Here is a 21,811-nt window from a genome sequence, read left to right as displayed (position 1 = left end):
CCATGTCTCGACGGCAATGGCTGTGCAGCCAACTCAGGTGGTTCTCGCCTCCTCCGACACCCTGGGTTGAGGCTGGCTATATCTACCCGCTCGACAAGGATTATGCATCGCTGGAGGCGTGCGGCCTGTTCAACGGCCTGGCCACTGCAATCACAGCGCTGACCATCTCCAACGATCCGGTCCGCGCCGTTGTTGCCGGGTTTATTTTTGGCTGCGGCACCGGACTGCTCGCCATCACCATGATGCGGATCGAATGGGACATGGGCCCCTTCGCGGGGCTGCAGGACGATGTGCCATGAGGAGGCAATGCTCCCTCATTCTCGGCGTCCTCGCCCTGATCCCCTCGGCGGCCATGGCAGGCAGCTCGACCATCGGCCGCACCTGGCCCATCGCCGAGACCGACGCCCTGACTGAAATCGAGAGCAAGGCGGCATCGACGCCTGCCGATCCTGCACGCTTCGGCCCCCGATCTGGCTGGAGCGGACTCAAAGCAGCCTCGCTCTCTCCGGCAACGGTCAGCCGCACGCGCTTTGTGGTCCCCTTCTATACGCTCGATGGCGATATCCGGCTGCCCGATGGCCGACTGCTCTACGCCAAGGGCTACACGTTCAACCCGCTCGCCTACACCTCCCTGCCCCAGCGCCTGATCGTCGTGTGTCCAAGGGATCTGGACTGGGCCATGGGTCAGGCCCAACCCGGTGACGATATCCTGCTGACGGCGGGAAGCCCGGGCGACACCGATGCCATCACGCTGGGCACAAAGCATCACCGCCCGATCTTCATCCTCGAAGACCGCATCAAGTCCCGTCTGGGCCTCACTGTCGCGCCAGTCATCATCCGCCAGACAGGTCAGCGACTGGAGCTGCGCGAGGTCCATGTCGAGACGCGGAGGACCGGCGCATGAAATCTGCCCGCACCAAACTCACAAAGCGCGCTGCTCATGCCGCCGCGGGCGCCCTTGCCGCCTCGCTGCTGGCGATGGCTGCTCCTGCCCATGCTTCGAAATGTGAGGCAGGCACGGTCTTCAATCCGATCACCAAAGTACGCTGGACCTGCATCTTTCCCATCACCATCGGCGGCGTTCGCGTGGGGCCCTACAACAAGCTCGACAAGGCGCTCGACGCACAGTCCGCTTCGGCGCCGCTCTGCGCCTGCCGCAAGGGCGCAACCTTCTGGTTCGGGATCAAGGTAAGCTTCTGGTCGCCCAACCGCATGGTCGATGTGGTGACCGAGCCGGGCTGCATGATGGCGCTGGGCGCCGACCTCATGCCGACCGGCGGCAAGCTCCAGGGCAGCCAGTCCTCGATCACCGACGGCACCAACACGCGCAAGCTCTTCGCCCAGATGCACTATTACATCTCGCCGGTCTGGAAGATGCTCGATCTGTTCACCGACCTCCCCTGCTTCCAGGACGATGGCTTCGATGTTGCCATGATGACCGAGGTCATGCCGACCTGGCAGTCAGGGGCGCTCGCAGCGATCATCCAGCCCGAGAGCATTCTCTTTGGCAATCCGGCGGCAGGTCTCGCCTGCATGGCCGACAGCGCGGCTGCCGCTGCAGGCACCGTGCTCGATCCGCTCTTCTGGTGCATGGGATCCTGGGGCAACACCTATCCGCTCGCCGGTGACATCCATTTCGACGACAGCGTCGAGGCCTGGGCCGGACTTGCCTCGCGCGGCATCTTCATGATGGGGCGCCTGGGGCTCCTCACCATCAATTCCGCCGATGGCTGCTCTTTCAAGAAGCAGCCGATCTGGACAAAGAGCCGCTACAAACTCCAGCTGATGGAGCCGGTCAAGGGCGGCAGCTGCGTCAACATCGGCCGCCCCGGTTCGCTCTGGACCTCGGCCAAGCATGCCCCGGGCAAGGACAATGCCCAGTTCATGATCTTTGAGAAGACGATCTGCTGCGCGGGGGTCTCCGCGCCATGAACCCGTCTTCCCCGCCCTTCCTCGAAGCAGTTCCGGGCACTCACTGGTCTGCCCGCCACAGTCGCCACGACTGCCCGGACTGCTGCGTGGAGGGAGCAACGCCGCAAAACCCCGGAGGCGTTGCTCCAACCTTGGTCAGCACGGCCGCCCCTGTCCCGGTCGGAGCGGGCGATCCTCTCCCGCCCGCTTCGCCTCAGGCCGTGCTGACCATTTTTGAAGGGCAGGCAGTGTTTCGCATGACCAGCAGCAATGTGGCCGAGCTTCCCACCGGCATGCTTTTTCGCCTGCGCAAGGGCCTGCGCGAAGTGACAGGGGGCATCCGATGGTGAGCAAAGCCGGCCTCCTTTCGGCCCCGCTGGCAGGTTGGATGATGCTGGCTCTGACCGGCAATGCTGCAGCACAGACGGTTGAAGATCGTGCCCGAGCTGCCGCCTCCGCATCGCAGGCGAAGACCGGCGACAGCGATGCGCTGCAACAGAATTATCTGACGCCGGGCCTTTCGGGCGGCAGCGTCAGCACCATCAACGGTGCGACCAGCTTTTCGCCGAACCTCGCCTGTCAAAAGACGGCCACCATGATCGAGATCCTCGCCCAGCCCGCAAGTACGGGCGATCTGGGAACACTGTCGATCTCGCGTGACAAGGATCTCGACGGCACATTCGACGAGGCGCTCAGCATGCCCAAACCTGTCTCCGGGGTCTGCGCCAATGGCATCATCGGCTGCGATGCCGGCACCTGGAACAACTGCCACAACTACCAGTGGGCGGTGGGCAGCGCGGGAGAACTCAAGCTCTCCGAGGTGGACCTCTCCGCCCTCTCGGCCTGCTATTGCATCAATGCCTCCTGCGGCAGCAATCTCGCCTGGACCAATCTGGCCACTGTGCTGAAGGACATCGGTGGCGGCGTGGTGGGTGCGCTCACCACCGCCGACCCGCGCATTGCCGTCACCCAGGCCGCCGTCGATGGGCCGGTCATCCGCTACACCGGCGCCCAGACCACATCTTGCACTTCCGCGCCCGCAGTCTCGGTCACCAGCTATGCGAGCGATGCCTCCAGCCTCACCAGTGACGCGAATGCCGCTTCACAGGTCAGTTCGGTTTTCCAGACATTGGCTGGGTCGCCCGCTGGTCTCGGCAAGAGCCAGGAGATGCGCGACTGTGCGGTCACCCGCAATCTCAGCCTCCAGAGCTCTACGGCAAGCGATATCATCCAGCGCAGTGCCGGAGGATTTGCCAGCTATGATTATGGTGACGGCACGATTGCCTTTGCCATGGGCTCGCCCTCGGACAACAGCCTCTCGGGCTCCTGCACCCTCTACGATTTCCATATGACGCTGCATGTCACCGACGCGTCCCGCCTCACGAGCGTCAGGCTCACCAGCTGGTTTGCTGATGACTGGGGTCAGGTGCGGATCGATGGCAAGCTTGTCTCCTGGGGGCCGGGAGACTGGCAGGGTAATGGCCTGCCGGGGGGCGTTTGCGAGCAGAAGAAGACCTTCTACGCCTACCCCAATCTCGACCTCACCCATTACCTCACAAATGGCGATCACGATATCTGGCTGCGGGTTGCGGTCGCGCTTGGCGGCGAGACCTACGCACTGATCTCGGCCTCCGTGGACTCCGCATGCCACCTCACCGAAACCCTGACCGACACCTGCGTCGCGAATGCCGCCGACACCAGCTGCCATCTCTACAACGAAACGGTTGATGGGGTTCAGACCTTCGTAAATGGTATCAACACAGGGCTAAAGCCGCTGTCGCAAAGCCGGATCATCAGCTCCTCGGCCTGCCAGCAAAGCGTGACCCGTGATTTCTATGAGCGCGACCGGCGCTATCAATGTGTCGCCTCGACAGCCACGCCGGATCTGACGCGCGGCGCCTATATCATCGACCATTCGACCGAAACCCTGCTGGCGGACCGCACAACGGCAGCAGACGGCACGGTCACGACCTCCAACAGCGCCTTTGCCCTGCCCGATCGAGGGACGGTCTCAAGCTGCGAGGCGGTCTGCAAGACGCGGGCCCCCAAGGTCAATGCCGATGCGGCTCTCGCCGGTGTCGTCGGATCGAAGCAGAACGATGCTGCAAGCTACGACACCTTCTATCACGCCTGCACGAGCGCCAACACCTGCCCCTTGGGCAGCGGTGAGGAACTGGTCACCGATTGCGGCTGCATCGATGATTTCCCTGAGGCCGTGGTGATGATGCAGTCCCTGCGCCTCTCGGGCGCCGACCTCGTCTGCACGGCGACCCAGCGATGAACGCGCGGGTCCGCCTCCCGGCCTGGAGATGGCTGCTCACCCCGCTGTCGCCCGCCTTGCTGCTCCTTGGCGCGCCGCCAGCCTATGCCCAGAGCCAATTTCTGTGCGCGGCCGATCTCAACGGCAATGGTGATGCCGCTGACAGCGGAGAGGTTGCCTCCTGCACCGCGAGCACAAGCGGCGCCTGGATGTGCCCGCTCCAGCAGGTCCCCTGCAACGCAGATGCGAGTGGCCAATATGCCTGCCCGCTCGGGTCTCAGTATCAATGCCTGACCCCGGCAGCCGGCGGTACGCCCGCCTGCTCACCCAACAGCTGTGCTGCCGGCAGCACCGCGATCAGCACCGATCCCGTGACCGATGATCCGGGCGTCGCGAGCGATGGCGCGGTCGACGCCGACGGCAATTGCTATGGCGCGATCGAGATTTTTTCCGGCCGCGCGCTGCGTTGCCGCCCGGCCGGGCTCCTCACCACCTTTTCCAACTGCTGCCGCAACCGTGGCACGATCGTGAAGGACGGGATGGGCTCGTCGCTCACCTCGATTTCCACAAAGATCGCGGTGGCCAAGGGCGTCCTCACCGGCATGAAGGCTGCCTATACAGCCTTCAAGGCCGGCGCCACGGCAAGCGAGGCCGCCAGCGCGGCAGGCCATGCAATCATCGTGGGCATCGATCCCACCTCGATCGCCATCGATCTTGCGATCAACCTGGTGCTCGAGTTCCTGCTCTCGGGCTGCGACCAGCAGGACATGGAGGCAGGCGTCCTGCGCGGATCGGCCATGTGCCATGAGGTCGGCACCTGGTGCAGCTCGAAGATCCTGGGCATCTGCATCCAGAAGTCGGTCGGCAATTGCTGCTTCAACACCAAGCTTGCCCGTATCATCCAGGAGCAGGGCCGCCCGCAGCTCAAGAGCTTCAACGCTGTGGGCTGGGGCACGCCTCAGGCGCCCTATTGCCGGGGTTTCACGCCCGAGGAGTTCCAGGCGCTCGACTTCAGCAAGATGGATCTCTCGGAATATTACGCGGACGTCACGAGCAAGGCTCAGTCCGACATCCAGATCGACATGAAGGACAAGATCGATGCCTATATGCAGACGGCTGTCCAGTAGGGCCGCGGCGCTCGCCGCTGCTTTTCTGCTGATCCCTCCCGCCACCCTTTCGGCTCAGGAGACGGCGACAAAAAGCTCAGCGCGCGGAGCAATTGAGGCCCAAGGTCAAATCGCTGCTGACCGGTTGCGCGCTGCCATTGCTGCGCAACAGAAGGCCCCTCCTGTAGCCCAAGGTCCAGTTCTCCCGAACCTGCCCGACGCCCCGCAGCGGCGCGCCTTCGACGGTCTGCATCACCGCTTGACCTCGCCAGCCCTGGATGCCCGCGCCAGATCGGCTGCGGCTGCCGCGCGCGGCGATCTCGACGCGCAGCGCGAAGCGATGGCCAAGCGGATCGGTCAGGCACTCGGGCTTGAAGCACCCGCGCGCGAGGCCCTTGCCGGCGTTGCGCAGCCGTCGGCCGAGAAGGGTTTCGTACCCGTCATCTTCGCATCCTCTTCGATGCCGATAGCCGAGTTGCGGGCCTATGCGGCACAGCTCGAACCCGTCGGCGGCGTCATCGCCTTTCGAGGCATGCCGGGCGGGCTTCGCAAAGTCGGGCCGATGGCAAAGCTCTCCGCGCAAATGCTGCGGGTCGATCCCGGCTGTGAAGGCCCAGCCTGTGTCATGCGCCGGGTCCAGGTGATCATAGATCCGCTGGTGTTTCGCCAGCATGGCGTGACGCGCGTCCCGGCACTCACCATGATCCCCGGCGATCCGACCCAGCCCTATTGCGAGCGGGAGGACGACAGCCCCCATGGTAGCCAGCTCGTCTATGGCGATGCGGCGCTCTCCGGCCTTCTCGAAGAATATGCCCGTCTGGGCGGCAAGAAGGAGGTGGCCGATGTTCAGGCTCGCATGGCACACCGGTAAGGCACTCTGGCCCGAGGTCAAGCTGCTGCCCCTCAAGGCTGCGGTCGCACTGGGCGCGGGCGGTCTTGGCGCCCCTCCTTGCCCGGGCCAGCTCTGGAAAGCCTACGGCATCGTGCTGCCGATCGGGCTTCTCACCTGGTGGGCGATACCCCAGGTGACGCTGGTCGCCAGCCCGTCGATCGATGCCTGGGCGGTGCGCGCGGCACCGGGGCCGATCATGCGTGGCGATCTGGTCTCCTTCAGCCTTTCGCATCCGCTCGCGGGGCCAAAGCCGGTTGGTGTCACCAAATATGCCCTCTGCCTGCCAGGCGACCGCATCGCCATGATCGAGAAGCCTTCGCAGATGGAACGAGGGGCGAGCGATGGCTGGTTCTATTGCAACGGTCATCTCCTCGGCGTGAGCAAGGCCCGCGGCCATGGAGGTCAGCATCTTGACCACTGGAAACCCGATGCCGCCGTCATACCGCCGGGCTTTGCCTATGTGGGATCGTCTCACCCCAGCGGCTTTGACAGTCGCTATTTCGGGCTTGTCGCCATCGAGCGTCTGCATCGCATGGAGAAGGTCCTGTGACGGCCGCCTCGCGCACGCTGATGCTGGCTGCCCTGCTCGCGGTGCCCCTTTCCGTTCACGCTCAGCCCGTAAGCGGTGAGCACTCCGCTCCCCTCAAGCAAGGATACTGGTGGTACCAGGCCCCGCCGAAGCTCCCCGAGAAAGCCGACGAGCCAAACAGCCTCGAAAAGCCGACCATTCCCCCCATGGCCGAGCTGGCAACCTGGACACCGCCCAAAATCCGCAAGCTGATCGAGGAGCAACGCGATTATGCAGCGACCGTACTGACTGTCGACGCGGTGGCCGATTTCTGGAAGCTTGAGGATTTTGCGCGGCGCAAGGCCCGCGCCTTTGCCGGCGTCACCCAGATCGCCATGCTGCTGCATCCTGAGCTCAATTCCAAATCGGCCAATCCCATGGTGGGCGATGCCCGCGATCAGTTGCTGGCCCAAAAGGATGCGGTGCGCCGCCAATATCTGCGCGCCCATGCCGGGGAATTCGCACTCGTCATGTTCGGTCGTTCGACCTGCGCCTACTGCCAGGTCGAGTGGCCCATCGTGCAGCGCTTCCAGGATGAGATGGGCTGGCAGGTTACCCTGATGGATCTCGATCGCAGGCCTGAGATGGGGCACCGCTTCGGGGTCGAGGTTACGCCCACCACGATGGTTATCCGCCGCAACTCACAGCAGCGCATGGTCATCGCCAATGGGGTCGAGGCCTATCCCAACCTCATCCAGACCGCCTATCAGGCCGTGCGGCTGCTCTCGGGCGATATCCGGCCCGAGCAGTTCCTGACCGGTGCGGGCGAGGAAGACGGCTTCTTTGATGCCCTTTCCAACGGCCCGGTCTCGGCGCTCGACCCGCGCGCCATCGGCGGCGATCTTGTCAGCTACGGGAGGTAGGCATGCGCAACCGTCTGACCCGACCAGCGGCCCTGCTCCTGGCGACCGCATTGCTGCCCGCTCTGGCGCTGGCCCAACCGTCCCGAAATGGGACGGCCAGTCCGATCCACGTTGCGGCTGACGCTGCCTCCCTGCAAAGCTTGCTGACCCGCGTCCCGGAAACGCAGGCCTTTCCTCCCGACTTTACCGAAACCCTGGCCAGTGCGGCATCGGTCAGCATGATCGAGATGACCACCTCGCCCAGCTGCGTGCCTTGCGCCGATCTCTGGTCCAAGCTTAGCGAGTTTCGTTCCCGCTACCACTGGCAGATCCGCACCATAAGCGGCCAGGAAGCCCTGCTCCGCTCGGGCCGCCTCGGTCTACCCTGGGTCGGCCATCCTGTGGCGTGGGTCCGACCGATCGCCGACCCGGACCGCACGATCCCGATCGCCATCGGCACCGACCATCTCTCCAACCTCTCGCGCAATGCCTATCTGGCGACCAAGATGCTCTCAGGCGTAAAGCCCGGCATCGCTCTGCGCGGTATGGCTCGCTACACCGGCATCGTCGGTACGATGGGCCCGAAACCGGGGCCACGGCGCTGATGCTGACCCTCCCCCTTCCTTCACCCGCAAGATTGCCGCGCATGGCGGGCCGGCATTCTGCGTCCCCTTCCTTTCGACGAGGTCCGCCATGCCCAAGCTGCGTCATCTTCTGAGCCTGTCCTGCGCAACTGCTCTCGCAACCTGTGCGGCTTCCACGCCCGCCCATGCTCAGAGCTGGGCCGAAAGCTGGTTCGACAATGTCACCTATACCTCACCGGGCAGCTTTTCCGACCAGACCCGCGGCTATGTGACGGCGGGCGGCATGTCAGGGCGCGTCGATGTCCATGACGACTATCTGATGTCCATGAGCCTGCCCAAGGTAAAGGCAGGGTGCGGCGGCATCGATATGTTTCTTGGCGGCATGTCTTTCCTCGACGCTGACTATCTCGTCCAGAAGCTCGAGAGCATCCTGCAGGCCGCGCCCGCCATCGCCTTCCAGTACCTGCTCGAGACGCTCGATGAGAAGATGGGCAACATCCTCTCCAAGATGGAGGCGGTCACCAACTACCTCAACTCCATCCAGGTCAACGACTGTCGCCTCGCCAATCGCATGGTTCAGATCGCCAAGGGCGATGACAATATGGGCGGGATCATCGAGGAAATGACCGGCTCAAAATCCGTCTCCGAGGGCTTTGCCAAAAGCTACCAGCAGAGCCGCGAGAAGCTTAAATCCAACAACAACAATCCCACCGAGGATCTGAAGGACGCTCTGGAGAACTGCCCGACCGAGGTGACCGACATCTTCAAGACCGGCTCCCTGCTGGCTCATGCCGCCGCGCGTGTGGGAGCCGGAGACTGGGCGGGCGTGATGCGAGCGCGGGTCGGCGACGTCTATATGCGCTGGGATTCCGGCGACAAGGTGCCGATCTTCTCGGCGATCCCGGCCTGCCCGCACCAGGACACCGACTCCTCGGACGATTTCCTGACGGGCAAGGTCCAGACCCGGGCACTCAATGTTCCTGCAACCTCGGCGGATTGCTCTGCGGACGGCGGCAAGGGCGCGCTTGAACTTGCCCGCACCAGGCTGGAATCTATCTCGACCAAGATCCACAGCCGCTCGGCACTCACCAGCGATGAAAAACAGTTCGTCGCCAATGTGAAGACGCTGCCGGTCTATCGCATGCTTGAATGGGGCGTGCGCCAGGGCGTGCCGGACTCGGTTATAGCCGATACCGATGAACTGGTCGCCCTCACCCTCGCCTATCAGATGCTCAATGATCTGAGCCGCTCGATCGATTTTGCCGTCACCAACGCCGAGCGCGGGACGACCGTTGCCGGCGCCAACAGTTTGGACAGCACGAAGGTCTGCCAGACAAAAATCCTCTCCAAGGGGATTGAGCAATTGCGGGACCTGCGTGAGGAGGTGCTGCGCCAGCGCGGACAGATGCGTCAGTCCTATCTGGCCGCGCTGTCTGCAGCCAACCTCTCGGCCAATTATGCCGCCCTGCTGCGCCAGCGTGACCGCGACGCGCGCGACGCCGCCGGCACCGCTTCCTGGCGCAACCGCTGATCCGAAAGCCCAGCCATGCCCTTTGCTCGTCCTTCCCTTCCGCGCCTGGCACTCAACCGTTCGCTGCGTGGCGCCGTGGTTTCCCTGTTCCTTGGGCTGACCCCGGTGCCTGCTTTTGCGGTGGACTCCAGTTTCTACACCTATGACGGCTTTGCCGAAACGGTCGATGCCTTCCGCCTAGTGTCGTTGATCTTTGCCGATCCCCGCTATGAAACGCTGGTTGTGATTTGCGCTGTTGTGGGGATCGCGCTGGGTGCGGTGCTGGCGACCGTTCGCGGTCAAGGAATGGGCATTGTCAGCTTTGGCCTCCAAATGCTGTTCGGCATCGGTCTGTTCGTCGGGCTGGTCTCGACGACCGGCACGGTCAATGTCTACGACAAGGTGCGCAATACCTACCAACCGGTCGGCGGGGTCCCCAACCTCATCGTCATTGTGGCCGGCGTCACCAATCTGATGGAGCGTGCGCTTTCAGAGGTTATCGACGACAACACAACAGATCCGGACGCCAAGCTGGAATTCGGCGCAGGCGGCCATGCTTTCGACCTTTTCCTCAATGCTGTCTCGCCGCGTGGGCCTATCACCGACACCTTCCTCGATGCCTCGATCAAGGATTACGTGCGGCAATGCTATCCCGTCGCGCGAGGGTCATCGGCTTACGGCGTCGATGACGATCAGCTCTTCCGCACCTCGACGGATCTTCCCGCCAGCTTTGCGGCCATGGCAGGACCTGCCACCTACAGCACCGTCTACACCGCCGCTGACAAGGTAGGTACGACGATGAGCTGCACCGAAGCCTGGGACGCGATCCAGACGCGCCTCTCCGACGCTTCGTCCTTCGATGCTTACGCGAACCAGGTCTGCCAGCGCAGCGGGTATGACACGAGTGATGCCAATCAGCTGACGCGCTGCAAGAGCCAGCTTGGCGAAATGGGCACGATGATGCTCGGCACGCCGCTCACCATGCAGGCCTTCCTGACCGACATTACGCTGGGAAATGCGGTGGGCGATGTGCTCTTCGAAGACAGCCCGGCAACGGCGGCCAGGGTCATGGCGAACCGTGCGGTGATCTCGAGCGGGCTCGCCACGCTTTCGGTTGCCAATGAATGGATGCCGACCATCCGTGCCACGGTCTTTGGCATCATGCTGTTCATGACACCGATCGCGCTTCTCTTTATCCTGACGCCCATCAATCTGCGTGTTGCAAGCTTTGCTCTAGGGCTTTTCGTCTTCGTGGCCATGTGGGGGGTGATCGATGCCGGGATCTATCAGCTGACGCTTGGCCGGGCGATGGCTGTCCTGGCCGAAATGCGGGCCAACCACGTTGGCGCCAACGCCTGGATGCTGGCCCCTTCCTCGGCGATGAAAGCACTCGCAATCTTCGGGTCGTTCCGGACGGCTGCGGCGGGCCTCGCTGGTGCCTTCACGTTCACGGTATTCCGCTTCTCAGGGAACGTCTTTTCCGCCTTTACCGGCGAGGCATTACAGGCTCAGAGCATGGGCACGTCTGCCGCCAGCCCGCTCCTGACCCGGGAAGGATATGCGTCCGCGCTTGAAACGCAGGCCTCCGCCTCGGGCACCATGGCGCGCAGCGGTGCGGCGGCCAGCTTCGGAGATTTCGGCGACCGCAGTTCCTTTGCCGCCAACCGTTCCTTTGGCGCGGCGGGAATGGTCACGGGCGAGCATGGCAGCACACTTGCCGGTCAGTCCGCCTTTGCCATGGGCGGGCTTGATGCGGCACGCGAATTGGGCGGCTTCGCACCCGCCCTTGCCGGGCGGGACCTGAGCGATCCGGCGACGGCCCATGCCGTCCGGGCGAATGCCACCACCACGGCCATCCAGAATTTCGCGGAGAAGGATGCATTGCGTTCGCTTGGACAGAGCTATTTCGGGGCCGGCCAGTCCGGAGAGCAGGCTTTTGCCGCCTTCAGTCAGCGCATGGTTCAGTGGAAAGCTTTTGGGGACCATCGGGCCTATGACATGATGCAGACGGGCGCTCAGCGTCATTTTGAACGGGATGGCTACGCGCCCAAAGATGCAGCTCTAAAGGCGTCCAGCGTGATCGCCCAGGCCTCGGCGGATACAACTTTTGCCAAACTCTCGGCCAACGCCTTTGACCAGGACCAGATGTTGCGTAACGACCTGACCTCTGCGCAGGTTCAAACCGGTGCGATGGAGGGCCGCCGCGATGCCGCTGGAAATGAGGTCAGTGCGCAGGAGCGCGGGAATGTTGCGGTCGAGCAGGAATGGCGGACCGGGCGCAACATCGGCCAGAGCCACGCTGCGGCCATGTTGTCACTGTCCATCGGCGAAACCAGTCGCCGGATCGGCTTCATCAATGCCCTCTCCGGCGAGGCTCGGGCCTCTGCCGTGAGCCAGCTGTCGCGTTCCACCGGACGGACTGAAGCCCAGGTCGAGAAAGCGCTGGAAACCTACAATGCGGCAAGCCAGCTCGGCACTGCCGATGGCGCGGGAGCTGAGGCGGCCCGCGAGCGCACCAGCGTCTATAGCCGCACGCGCGAGGGCGCCCGTTACGATTTTGCGGAAAGGTCCGGGAAGCTCGATGCCCAACGCGAGGTTGGTCCTTCGGGCACGCGCGCAGCGGCCCGGATCGGCGAAGAGCGCCGTCAGTCCGGCAACGCCGGTTTTGCCTCGGGAGCCGCCGCAGCCGGTACATCGGTGCGGGAGGCCGCGCGCCTCGACAGCTTCATCCAGGCGCTGTCTCGCACTGTCGGAAATCAGACCGATATGGCAGAGGGCGGTGCCGCGGGTATCGCAGACCGTGCCGGCAACGAACGCCTTGGGCGGATGGTCGAGAATGAGCGTCTCACCCGAGCACAGCGCCTGCTAGCCAATCATGGCGTCCAGCTCTCGAAGAGGGAGATCGCCATGGATCAGAATGGCGACGTCAACCTCAACCTGACTTCGCAAACGGCGGCCGCCATGTGGAAGGGAGGCTTGCTCAACGAAAGCCAGCTTGGCGCGCTGGCATCTGGCGGACGGGCACGCTTCAGCTTTGCGCATAACGATCTGCTCGTCTCCAGCAGCGCTGGCTTTAGTCAATCAGCGCGCTCAGACACCAGCACGCGCTTCGAGGCCGGTAAACAAGCAGGACCCGATACGATCGAGCACTTCCTTGGAGGCGGTCAGCAAGGCCAGGTGATGATGGAGAACTGGCTGCGCGGTGGTTTCGAGATGGATCGCAAGGGCGAATGGCGGCTGAAGCCTCAGGTTGCCGATACGCTTGAGCGAGACGTCCAAGCGATCATTGCGCAGACGGGTTGGTCACGTTCGCTTTCGCGATCGGCCGAGACGACAGCAAGTGCGGGGACAACTCTAGTTGGGTCACTTTCAGGCTCTGCCACACGATCAAGCCCTTCGCTGGGAAATGTCACGAGCCAGAGGTCAGGACAGCGCAGTGGCGGTCAGTTGGGTGGCGGAGTTGAAGGTCGACTCAACATTGAGAGCAACGACAGAGGGGCGAATACGGAAAGCGCACACGCAACGCTAGATATAACCAGCAGCGACATTCGCGCAGCGATTGCCGCTGCGGAAGCCCAGTCCCTCCACTCCAGCCAACCCGCTGCAACCTTTACCCACGAACTTAGGGAACAGGTATTGGGACACGATGGCTTGCGCAACCGTTACCTGCAACAAGCTGACGGAGCTCGAGGAACGTTCGATCTGACCAGCCCAATCACATCCATGGAAAAGTCTTCCCTTCTGCGCACCGGACGCTTCACCTTGGACCCAGCCAAAGGCCCCGGTGATGGAGATAGCTCACTCAAGCAACGGGACGAATAGAAATCTCAGTCCTTCCAGTAACCAAAATGCCGAAGGTATAGCCCCCCTGACCGTGGATTGGTTGGATCACTATAGGGGCTGCCCGGCCCAACCAGCGGCCCATTTGGCCATGCATTCGGATCGTAATCTTCGTCCTCAACCCAATCCTCGCTTTCAATCCAAGCCCGGACATAGCGAGGGGTCAGTAAAATGAGGATGAGGACGGGCTGCAGCAGAATTTTGAGATAGTTCGCAGGCATCGTCTCATAGATACTACCCAACCAATCCACCATCTGCGCGACCAGGAAACCCGCCCAGAAAAGCGCAAACGCTCCCCAAAGGACCTTCGCCAGAGGCCGCCGCCAGAAATAATAGAGCTTGTGGGGTTTTGGTCGTGGCGAAACCGCGCCCACCACCCCTTCGATTCCATGATCCATCACGAAATCCTTTCAAGGCGGAGATATCACAAATTTACGAAGAGCGAAAATGCAGATCAGCAACCTCGGGTAGAATCTCTCATTTCATGCTAAAATACCGCCAAACAACTCATTCACTTTCCCCCTACTCCACAGAAGACAGTTGCGATAAAATCCTATCAGAAATTCATTCACCCCGCACCTGACCTCATACATCCGTGCTTTTGGCGTTATAAATCGCCAAATCGAAAGTGAAACCGAAGGCTGAGCGGACAAACCATCGATAACTAAACGGCTGAAAGTCAACTCAACGTTACTGCAGGTTTACGAAAGCACCACCATCGACCAGCAGCGCTGCACCGGTGACATATTTTGCCATATCGGAGGCCAGGAACACGATGGGGCCGGCCAGATCGTCGGCCTCGCCCAGACGGCCCAACGGCACGCGGGCGGCCATGCGGTCGCGCTTTTCGGTGTCGGCCAGATCGTCTTTGTTGATCTCGGTAAGAATCGTGCCGGGCAGCACCGAATTGCAGCGGATGTTGTGCTTGCCCAGCGCAATGGCGGCGCTTTGCATCAGCGAATGCACGCCCGCCTTGGTGGGAGTGTAATGGGTCTGGAACTCACCGCCCACCAATGCGGAAATGGAGGAGACCGCGACGATGGAGCCACCTTTGCCCTGCTTCACCATCTGATTGGCCGCAGCCTGGACCATGTAATATGCGCCATGCAGGTTCACCTGAAAGGTGCGGTCCACCACCTCGGCCGGCATATCGAGGAAGGCGTGGAAGGGGCAGATCCCGGCGTTGGTGACAAACACGTCCACGCCGCCCAAAGCTTCCACCGCTTTGCTCAAGAAATCAGTCGCCATGGTTGGATCGGCGACATCGCCGTGAAGGGCTATTCCTACTCTGCCCAACGCTTGAATGGCCGCAACGACCTCTAGGGCGGGACGTTCATCACCGATATAGTTAATCGCAACATCGGCCCCCTGACGGGCTGCGCTGATAGCAGCGGCAGCGCCAATCCCAGTGGATCCTCCGGTGATCAACATTCTTTTGCCGGCAAGCAGGGTCACTGGTTCTCTCCGATGGTTCGTTCGCACCCGAAAATGCAGCACCAATGCACTTTGACGGCTCCCCCTCCTCCCGATTGAAGATGCAAAAAGTTGCCTGACCGGGAATGATCGATCCGCGCGAGATCTCTGGGCTCCCGGCCAGGCAAGAGGAGGGGTATCATGGCGAAAGGCCGATCACGGCCGTTCACACATCCAAGCCGGCCACAAGCCGAAATGAATTACCAGATGATCTATGGTGGCTGCCGCGAGCCACCATAGATTAATAAGGAAAATCGTATCAGTAACGCATCTTCACACCGACGGTGAAATAGCGTCCCAGGACATCATAAAGCGATTTATCGGTAGGATAGACAAAACCGGGGTTGACCGTTGCAGGCAATTCGGGCGGTTGCGCGTTGAAGAGATTGTCGACCTGCCCGAAAATGGTGAACTTCGTTCGACCGCCGACATCCTTCGAGACATAGAGGTCAGTATAAACCACATTCGGCGCATGGACATATGCAGCATCGAGGTATTCAATGGGAGTCGTACGCAGATAGCTTCCAGTAAAGCGCTCGGTCAGTTGGACGGTAAACCCATTGCCGTGGTAAGATTCCTGCAACATGCCCCGCCATTTCGGCAGGCCGGCGGTCGTCGCCGTCGCCAGCACGTCGCCGGCCCGCTCGATCAGAGGTGAGGTCAGGCTTGCCCTGGTCTTGTAGGAACCGAGATAGGAGGCAAATGCGCGCAAATCGAAGCGGCTGTCTCCAGCCCCCAGCAAACCGGGAACCGGGATGCCATAATTCACCTCGAAATCGATGCCCTTGGTCATAACGCTGGCGAGATTTTGGGGCTGTACGAGGATCGTGGAGGGGAAGCTCGTGGGCGTCGGGCGGATGATCAGGGCACAGACAGGTGCCGTTCCCTTGCTGGCGTAGCAGTCATTCAGCTCATCCTGTGTGCTTTGCGACCCGATCGCATTGGTAATCGAGATGCGATAGGCATCAATTGAAACGGTCAGGCGCGGAATAAAGCCAGGGCTCAGCACCAGACCGGCCACCAGCGTATTGGCGGTCTCTGGCTTGAGTGCGGGATTGCCAGTGCTGATGATGTTGGATGTTGACGCCATTCCAGTCAGCGGATCGGAATTAACCGCAGACTGAGCCTGCTGTCCGGCGAAGAGATTGAAAAGGCTCGGCGCCGCAATATCACGCGAGACCGTGCTGCGGAACCTGACGCCCTTCACCGGTTCATACACGCCGCCAATCTTCCATGTCTTGGCGCCGCCACTTGTTTTATAGTCCGTGTAACGGAAAGCACCGTTCAACTCGAGGTTTCGCGCGAAGGGGACGTCCTTGAGAAGGGGAACGTTAAGTTCGGCGTAGGCCTCCTTGACCGTCTGTTGCCCCGCAGCTGCGCCGACATTTGTAGAAATGAAGGGTAGGACACCTGTGGGCACGCCCGAGATGCCGGTGTAATCCACTGCAACAGCCGGGTCCGCATTGCTCGTTTCAAGCAGTTTCTGCCAGCGTGCTTCACCGCCGATCGCAAAGGCAACCGGCCCGGCCGGCAGGTTAAAGAGATTGCCGCGAAGATTGATGTCGATGCTGTCCAGGCGATTGGTAATCCGCGAGCGCGAAGTCTGATAGATAAAATTCATCGCTGCGGGATCGAGATTACCCGTTCCCAACACGTTCAAGGGCACGCAGCCGGGGAGCAGAGTGGGATTACGCAGCGTCACACCGCAGACGATCTGACCGTTCGGCGCCCGAACGGCATCGACCGCAGCGTAGAAATTGCGATTATTCTGCTCGGTCTGCTCGAGGTCCAATTGCGACTGCCCGTGGGTGTATTCCACATCCCAACGCAGGGCGCCGAGCTTGCCATTCAGGCCAGCCTGGATATTGTAGCTTTGTGTGAGCGAGGTCTGACGATCTCCGGGCCCATCGCTGAATAGGCGGGACAGGCCGAAGCTCTGTCCGCCCAATGCAGCCGCAACTGCAGGCGACAGATAGGGATTGTTTGCAGCGATGGTGATCCCGGCACTGGTGCCTGCACGACGGGTGTCGAAAGCCGAGAGGTAGCCGGTCTTGCTGCGACCGTAGCTGCCTTGCACAAAGCCCGAGATCGAATCCGTGAATTCATATGACGCGCGCGCAAATGCCTGCGTCGTTTCCAGTTGTGGTACCAGTACGGTGGGAGGAACATAGGCCCCCTGTCCGCCAACGACCACATTGGAGGTTCCGGTCGGGGTTCCCGGCTGAAAGCGATAAAGCGAGCCGTCCGGATTGAAGGCATTGCCTGCCAGCGGGCCCGAGCGGATCAGGCCACCAAAAGTGATATCGTTGAAAGTCGCGTTTTTGACTTGGGTATAGGGATTGCCCTGCGTTCCGTTACCGACCATCAGTGCGCGATCGAACGAAAGCGGACGATCCGCTTGGCTGCGTATACCGTCATTGCGGTAATGCTCTACGCTGAATTCGAAATGCCCCTTGCCCTGTGCAAAGTCGGTGCCCGCAGCGAGACCAAGTCGATAAGACGGAGCATCGCCGTACGTCGAGACTCCACGCTGTGCTTGCAGTTCAACGCCTTTGAATTTCTTGTTGAGCACGTAGTTGACGACACCACTCACAGCATCTGAACCATAAGCGGCCGAAGCGCCACCCGTGACCACGTCCACGCGTTCAATCAGCATCTGAGGCAGAATATTGGTATCAACGGCGTTGGTCTGAGACGTGGGCGGGATCCTGGTGCCGTCAAGCAGGACCAGAACACGCTGCGGGCCAAGATCGCGCAAATTCAGGTAATTGCCCTGCAGTCCAGTCGTCGCGTTGAAGGTAGCGCTGTGATACTGGCTCGACGAGCCAAGGAACTGCGGCAGACGGTTCAGCGCGTCCGCGATGTTGCTCGGAGCAGTCTGCAGCAATGCCTGGCTGGAGATGGTCGTGACAGGCGTGGGAGCAGCCGCGCCAGTACGGATCGTTCGCGACCCGGTAACGACGATCTCCTGGGCAGACGTTATCGAGGCGGCTGCCGACGACGAATTACTGCCAGCGTTGCCCGGCTGCTGCGCGGCTGCGGCATCTGCTGCGGAATTCGGACTGGCAGTTTGCGCGGACTGGGCAGACGCGGTGGTAGCGCCGATGAGGGCAAGTGCAGCGACACTGCAGCCAGAATACATTCGGACCTTCATGAAAACCTCCCTTTTTCCCGTATTTTCAACGGATTATTTTGAAAAAATGTGCCCGCCTCGCTGGTGAAACGGAGCCAAATATTTAATTCTGCCAACGTTATCAGAATCAGCACCGGATTTCTGCCAACGTTATCATCACCGGCATAGTGAATTCTGCCAACGTTATCAGTGTGCGATTAGAACACGCTCAATCGATTATTATGTTGAAACATAGCGATAAAGTTTCGCCCAGCGACAACTCCGTCCGCTGTCGTCAGCGGCTAAGAAACCAACTCCCCTTTTCCATCCTTCAGCTTACGCTGACGGAATGGGCGAACGATCTATCGCGCCGCCCTCTCCTAATGCGACCGGACACCGTGCAAGTCAAGATATGAAATGACTACCACAATATGGGATATAATGGCACAGTTGGCCAAGAGGGTCATTGCAGCATGGTACCGTCCCTCGCACTCTTCACCCTTCTAGAATGGGATTTCCTCGGCGATGTCAGCGATATTTCCGCCAAACCCGCCATAAGCTGGCAAAGCGCGTATGATGATTTTACACGGACCACAGCGGTCCCCACGGCGGTCGGCGCTCGATTCGGGAAATAGGATAATTTGAAATGTCGGATCGTATCGCAGAGGTTCCCGAGGCAGCCGGCGATTTTGCGCCGGTCGAGCCTCACGTTACAATCGTCGATGTTGCTCGAGAGGCCGAGGTATCGATCAGAACGGTATCGCGTGTTCTCAATGGTGAGAAATATGTCGGTGAAAAAATGCGGGCACGCGTGCAGCAGGTCATCGACCGAATGGCCTTTGTGCCGAGCGCTGCGGCCAGAGCCCTTCCCAGTGCGCGAACCTACGCGGTCGGCCTGATATTCCAGAGACTGAGCGCAAATTACCTGTTCGATATTCAGCTGGCAGCTCTGGAAGCGTGTCGGGGCTTCGGTTATCAACTCGTCGTCGAGGAACTCGGCCCCCAGGCCTTGGCATCCCAAGCAGGCATCCGCCAAGCCGTCAAAGCTCTCCGAGTCGATGTAGCCGTGCTCCTGCCTCCGTTATGCGATAACGACTTTCTACTCGACGCACTCGACGAATGCGGGATCCGTTACACCCGACTTGCTCCTGCCCGCCAGCAAGACCGATCATCCGCAATGACTATGGACGATGCGGCCGCCACCGGGGAAATGGTGCACCACCTCGTGGAACTCGGCCACCGGCGTTTGGGTTTTGTCGCCGGTCACCCAGATCACGCATCAGCCCAAAACCGCCTTCAGGCTTTTTGGGATTCGGTCGATGAATGCGGGTTGCAGCGTTCCGATATCGTCGTGGGCCAGGGGGATTACAGTTACGATTCAGGCGTCCGGGCTGCCCAAGCCATGCTCTCTGGCCCAAGACGTCCGACGGCGATCTTCGCCTCCAATGACCTCATGGCAGCGGGCGCAATCGCCGCAGCGGGCGAGCTGGGCATGATAACACCCAGGGATCTGTCAGTGTGCGGATTTGATGACAGCCCTATCTCTCGCCACATCTGGCCACCGTTGACCACGGTGAGACAGCCTCTTACCGAAATGGCACGATGCGCGGTCGAACAGCTGCTTTCCTCCAAGCAAAGGAAGGCGATCGGCTTCGACTTCACCCTCATCAAGCGGGCCTCGACGACACGCCCCCCTGACCTCTGACACGCTCAGCCTGGCCGCACTGGCGAAGCCGTCGAATCGACTGACCATAGCCTGATCCGGCGGCCACCCATTCTTGTTGGGTGAGCATGCATCCCTTGCATGATCCTTGCAACGTGGATCCCAGTCGCACCACGCCCCGGCATGAAAATTCTATAATTCCATTTTTTCCAAGACACTTACGTCACATCTGCAGGAAATTTTTATGTGACTGACGGATCTCCATTGCAATAAATGGGATCGATAAATAACATATGGGACAAATGAATGGCCTTGTCAGGCAAGCCAGAGAGGACAGCGTCATGACAAGCATCCTGTACTTCGACAGGCGCAAGCTTCTGGGTACGAGCGGTCTGCTCATTCCCGCTTTGCTTCCAGCCTTTCATACCCATGCCGCTCAGACGAGCAGCGATGTCGTGGAAACAGCGGAGGGCCGCCTCGTCGGTGTTCGCTCTTCCGGGATTTCAGTGTTCAAGGGCGTTCCCTACGCCGGGTCTGTTTCCGGCCAGCAACGATTCAAAGCCGCCCCTCCCCTCACCTCATGGACTGGCATACGGGACGCCTCACGCCTCGGCCCGCCTTCGATTCAGCCACCGAACCAGACGTCGGGCATTGACGAGCCGACAATGGCAGAGGACTGCCTGTTCCTCAATGTCTGGACGCCGGCGACTGACGGCAGGAAGCGCCCGGTCATGGTGTACCAGCACGGGGGCGGCTTTGTGACCGGGTCGGCCGGAGCGCGCATGCAGGATGGTAGCAACCTTGCGCGAGATCACGATGTCGTTGTCGTCGCGGCGAACCATCGGCTCGGAATCATGGGTTATCTCTACTTAGGGGGGCTGCTCGGGCCGGAATACGCTGGAAACCAGGGACTGACCGATCTGGTGGCGGCACTGAGCTGGGTGAAGCGCAACATAGCCGCCTTTGGCGGTGATCCCGACAATGTGATGATTTTCGGCGAGAGCGGCGGCGGCGGAAAAACCGCTTGTCTCTATACTATGCCTGCAGCAGCGAGTTACTTCAACAAAGCCTCGATCGAGAGCCCTGTCGGTCCCGGTCACCTCACCCCTGACCATGCTACGCAGTTGGCTCGTGAGGCTATGCGGCGCTTGGATATAAGCGATCCACGCCAATTGCTGACGATGCCCGCATCGCTTTTGCTACAGGCCCAAATGGGTGCCAACACACTTGCTCCCGGTACGTTACCGCCGCCGGGCACGCCAGCCGGGGAGCGCCCGATTTCCTTCGGGCCTATCGTTGACGGTGATTATCTTCCTGCCGAGCCTTTCGCAGACACCGTTCCGGCAATGTCGCGCGCGAAACCCCTGATCGTTGGTGGATGCAAAGACGAGACTGTGTTTTTCAATCGGTTGGACCGATCAGCTTTTCAATTGGATGAAGCCCGACTGAAAGCGCGTCTGTCACCAACACTCGGATCACGAACAGACGCCTGGATCGAGACGTTCAAGCACTCAAGGCCGGCTGCCTCACCGTCACAACTGTTCTTTGCGATCACCACTGCACGACCATGGCGGGCGCATGCGCTTCATATCGCGGAAGCCAAGGCAGCCCAGCATGCTGCACCCGTTTATTCCTATATTCTCGATTATCGCTCGCCACAGTTCGTGGAGGGAACCGACTACCCGCAGGGCTCGCCCCATGCTTCGGACATTGCAATGAAGTTCGACACGGCCAATCTCAGGGGTGAGCAAAGTCCGGCCCGTCTGCGAACCGCCCGGACGATGAGTGAAATGTGGGCGACCTTTGCGCGCGACGGCGTGCCCGGCGCTTTGGGTCAGCCATCATGGCCCGCATTCACGATCAAGGAGCGCGCCACTATGATCATCTCCGATACCTGCCGGATCGAGATGGATCCGGAGGGCATCGAACGGCGCTTCTGGCAAAGCGAGAATGGGGCTGATCAGTTTCCGCTCAATCGTTAGATTTGACCGATCTGCCAACGTTATCATAAGATCGTCTAACAAGCATGCCGACCCCACTGAAAGTCGAA

The 21,811-nt window shown here is 61.0% G+C and carries 16 protein-coding genes; 13 read left to right on the top strand and 3 right to left on the bottom strand.

All coding sequences use genetic code 11. From position 1 onward, the window contains the following. Positions 1–2: 2 nt before the first annotated feature. From SR3_RS20670 to SR3_RS20615, 11 genes are all read left to right on the top strand, one after another. Entirely contained in the window at positions 3–299 is a 297-nt protein-coding gene (locus SR3_RS20670; protein ID WP_068090255.1) for a hypothetical protein, read from the top strand. Beyond that, entirely contained in the window at positions 296–904 is a 609-nt protein-coding gene (locus SR3_RS20665) for a conjugal transfer protein TraW (protein ID WP_068090253.1), read from the top strand. Before SR3_RS20670 ends, SR3_RS20665 begins: the two co-directional genes overlap by 4 nt. Positions 905–978: 74 nt before the next feature. After that, entirely contained in the window at positions 979–1,932 is a 954-nt protein-coding gene (locus SR3_RS20660; RefSeq protein ID WP_245654027.1) for a TraU family protein, read from the top strand. 322 nt (positions 1,933–2,254) lie between these two features. Continuing rightward, on the top strand, positions 2,255–4,192 hold the full coding sequence (locus SR3_RS20650) for a hypothetical protein (protein WP_245654025.1): 1,938 nt from the start codon (positions 2,255–2,257) through the stop codon (positions 4,190–4,192). Next, positions 4,189–5,298 (top strand): conjugal transfer protein TraN, encoded by a 1,110-nt coding sequence (gene traN / locus SR3_RS20645; protein ID WP_068090248.1) that lies wholly within the window; start codon positions 4,189–4,191, stop codon positions 5,296–5,298. Before SR3_RS20650 ends, traN begins: the two co-directional genes overlap by 4 nt. A gap of 238 nt (positions 5,299–5,536) precedes the next feature. After that, entirely contained in the window at positions 5,537–6,148 is a 612-nt protein-coding gene (locus SR3_RS20640) for a type-F conjugative transfer system pilin assembly protein TrbC (RefSeq protein ID WP_307563092.1), read from the top strand. Beyond that, entirely contained in the window at positions 6,120–6,719 is a 600-nt protein-coding gene (locus SR3_RS20635; protein WP_068090244.1) for a S26 family signal peptidase, read from the top strand. The genes SR3_RS20640 and SR3_RS20635 overlap by 29 nt, the downstream gene beginning before the upstream one ends. Positions 6,720–6,739: 20 nt before the next feature. Then, a complete protein-coding gene (locus SR3_RS20630; protein WP_068090272.1) occupies positions 6,740–7,600 on the top strand; it encodes a conjugal transfer protein TraF in 861 nt (286 codons plus the stop codon). 2 nt (positions 7,601–7,602) lie between these two features. Next, positions 7,603–8,184, top strand: coding sequence for a hypothetical protein (locus tag SR3_RS20625; protein WP_068090242.1), 582 nt, complete (start codon positions 7,603–7,605; stop codon positions 8,182–8,184). A gap of 88 nt (positions 8,185–8,272) precedes the next feature. Beyond that, positions 8,273–9,694: a conjugal transfer protein TraH gene (locus SR3_RS20620; protein WP_068090240.1), complete on the top strand. Its 1,422-nt coding sequence runs from the start codon at positions 8,273–8,275 to the stop codon at positions 9,692–9,694. Between the two features lie 15 nt (positions 9,695–9,709). Then, positions 9,710–13,495 (top strand): conjugal transfer protein TraG N-terminal domain-containing protein, encoded by a 3,786-nt coding sequence (locus SR3_RS20615; RefSeq protein ID WP_068090238.1) that lies wholly within the window; start codon positions 9,710–9,712, stop codon positions 13,493–13,495. Positions 13,496–13,500: 5 nt separating this feature from the next. On the opposite strand, the gene SR3_RS20610 is transcribed toward SR3_RS20615, so the two are convergent. From SR3_RS20610 to SR3_RS20600, 3 genes are all read right to left on the bottom strand, one after another. Then, on the bottom strand, positions 13,501–13,911 hold the full coding sequence (locus tag SR3_RS20610; protein WP_068090236.1) for a hypothetical protein: 411 nt from the start codon (positions 13,909–13,911) through the stop codon (positions 13,501–13,503). Between the two features lie 292 nt (positions 13,912–14,203). Beyond that, the gene (locus tag SR3_RS20605; RefSeq protein ID WP_068090234.1) at positions 14,204–14,968 is read right to left on the bottom strand and encodes an SDR family NAD(P)-dependent oxidoreductase; all 765 of its coding nucleotides are present in this window, start codon (positions 14,966–14,968) and stop codon (positions 14,204–14,206) included. A 277-nt stretch (positions 14,969–15,245) separates the two neighbouring features. Further along, positions 15,246–18,140, bottom strand: coding sequence for a TonB-dependent receptor plug domain-containing protein (locus SR3_RS20600; protein WP_084455774.1), 2,895 nt, complete (start codon positions 18,138–18,140; stop codon positions 15,246–15,248). 604 nt (positions 18,141–18,744) lie between these two features. Here SR3_RS20600 and SR3_RS20595 point away from each other — a divergent pair. Together SR3_RS20595 and SR3_RS20590 are read left to right on the top strand one after the other, a co-directional pair. Beyond that, positions 18,745–19,803 (top strand): LacI family DNA-binding transcriptional regulator, encoded by a 1,059-nt coding sequence (locus SR3_RS20595; RefSeq protein WP_068090230.1) that lies wholly within the window; start codon positions 18,745–18,747, stop codon positions 19,801–19,803. 299 nt (positions 19,804–20,102) lie between these two features. Further along, positions 20,103–21,743 carry a carboxylesterase/lipase family protein gene (locus SR3_RS20590; RefSeq protein WP_157099002.1) on the top strand — a complete coding sequence of 547 codons (1,641 nt, stop codon included), beginning with the start codon at positions 20,103–20,105 and terminating at the stop codon, positions 21,741–21,743. Positions 21,744–21,811: the final 68 nt, after the last annotated feature.

Origin of the sequence: Novosphingobium rosa NBRC 15208, from assembly GCF_001598555.1 — a bacterium.
Taxonomy (GTDB): domain Bacteria; phylum Pseudomonadota; class Alphaproteobacteria; order Sphingomonadales; family Sphingomonadaceae; genus Novosphingobium; species Novosphingobium rosa.
Note: the sequence above shows the minus strand (reverse complement) of the source record. Positions and strands in the feature narration are given on the sequence as shown.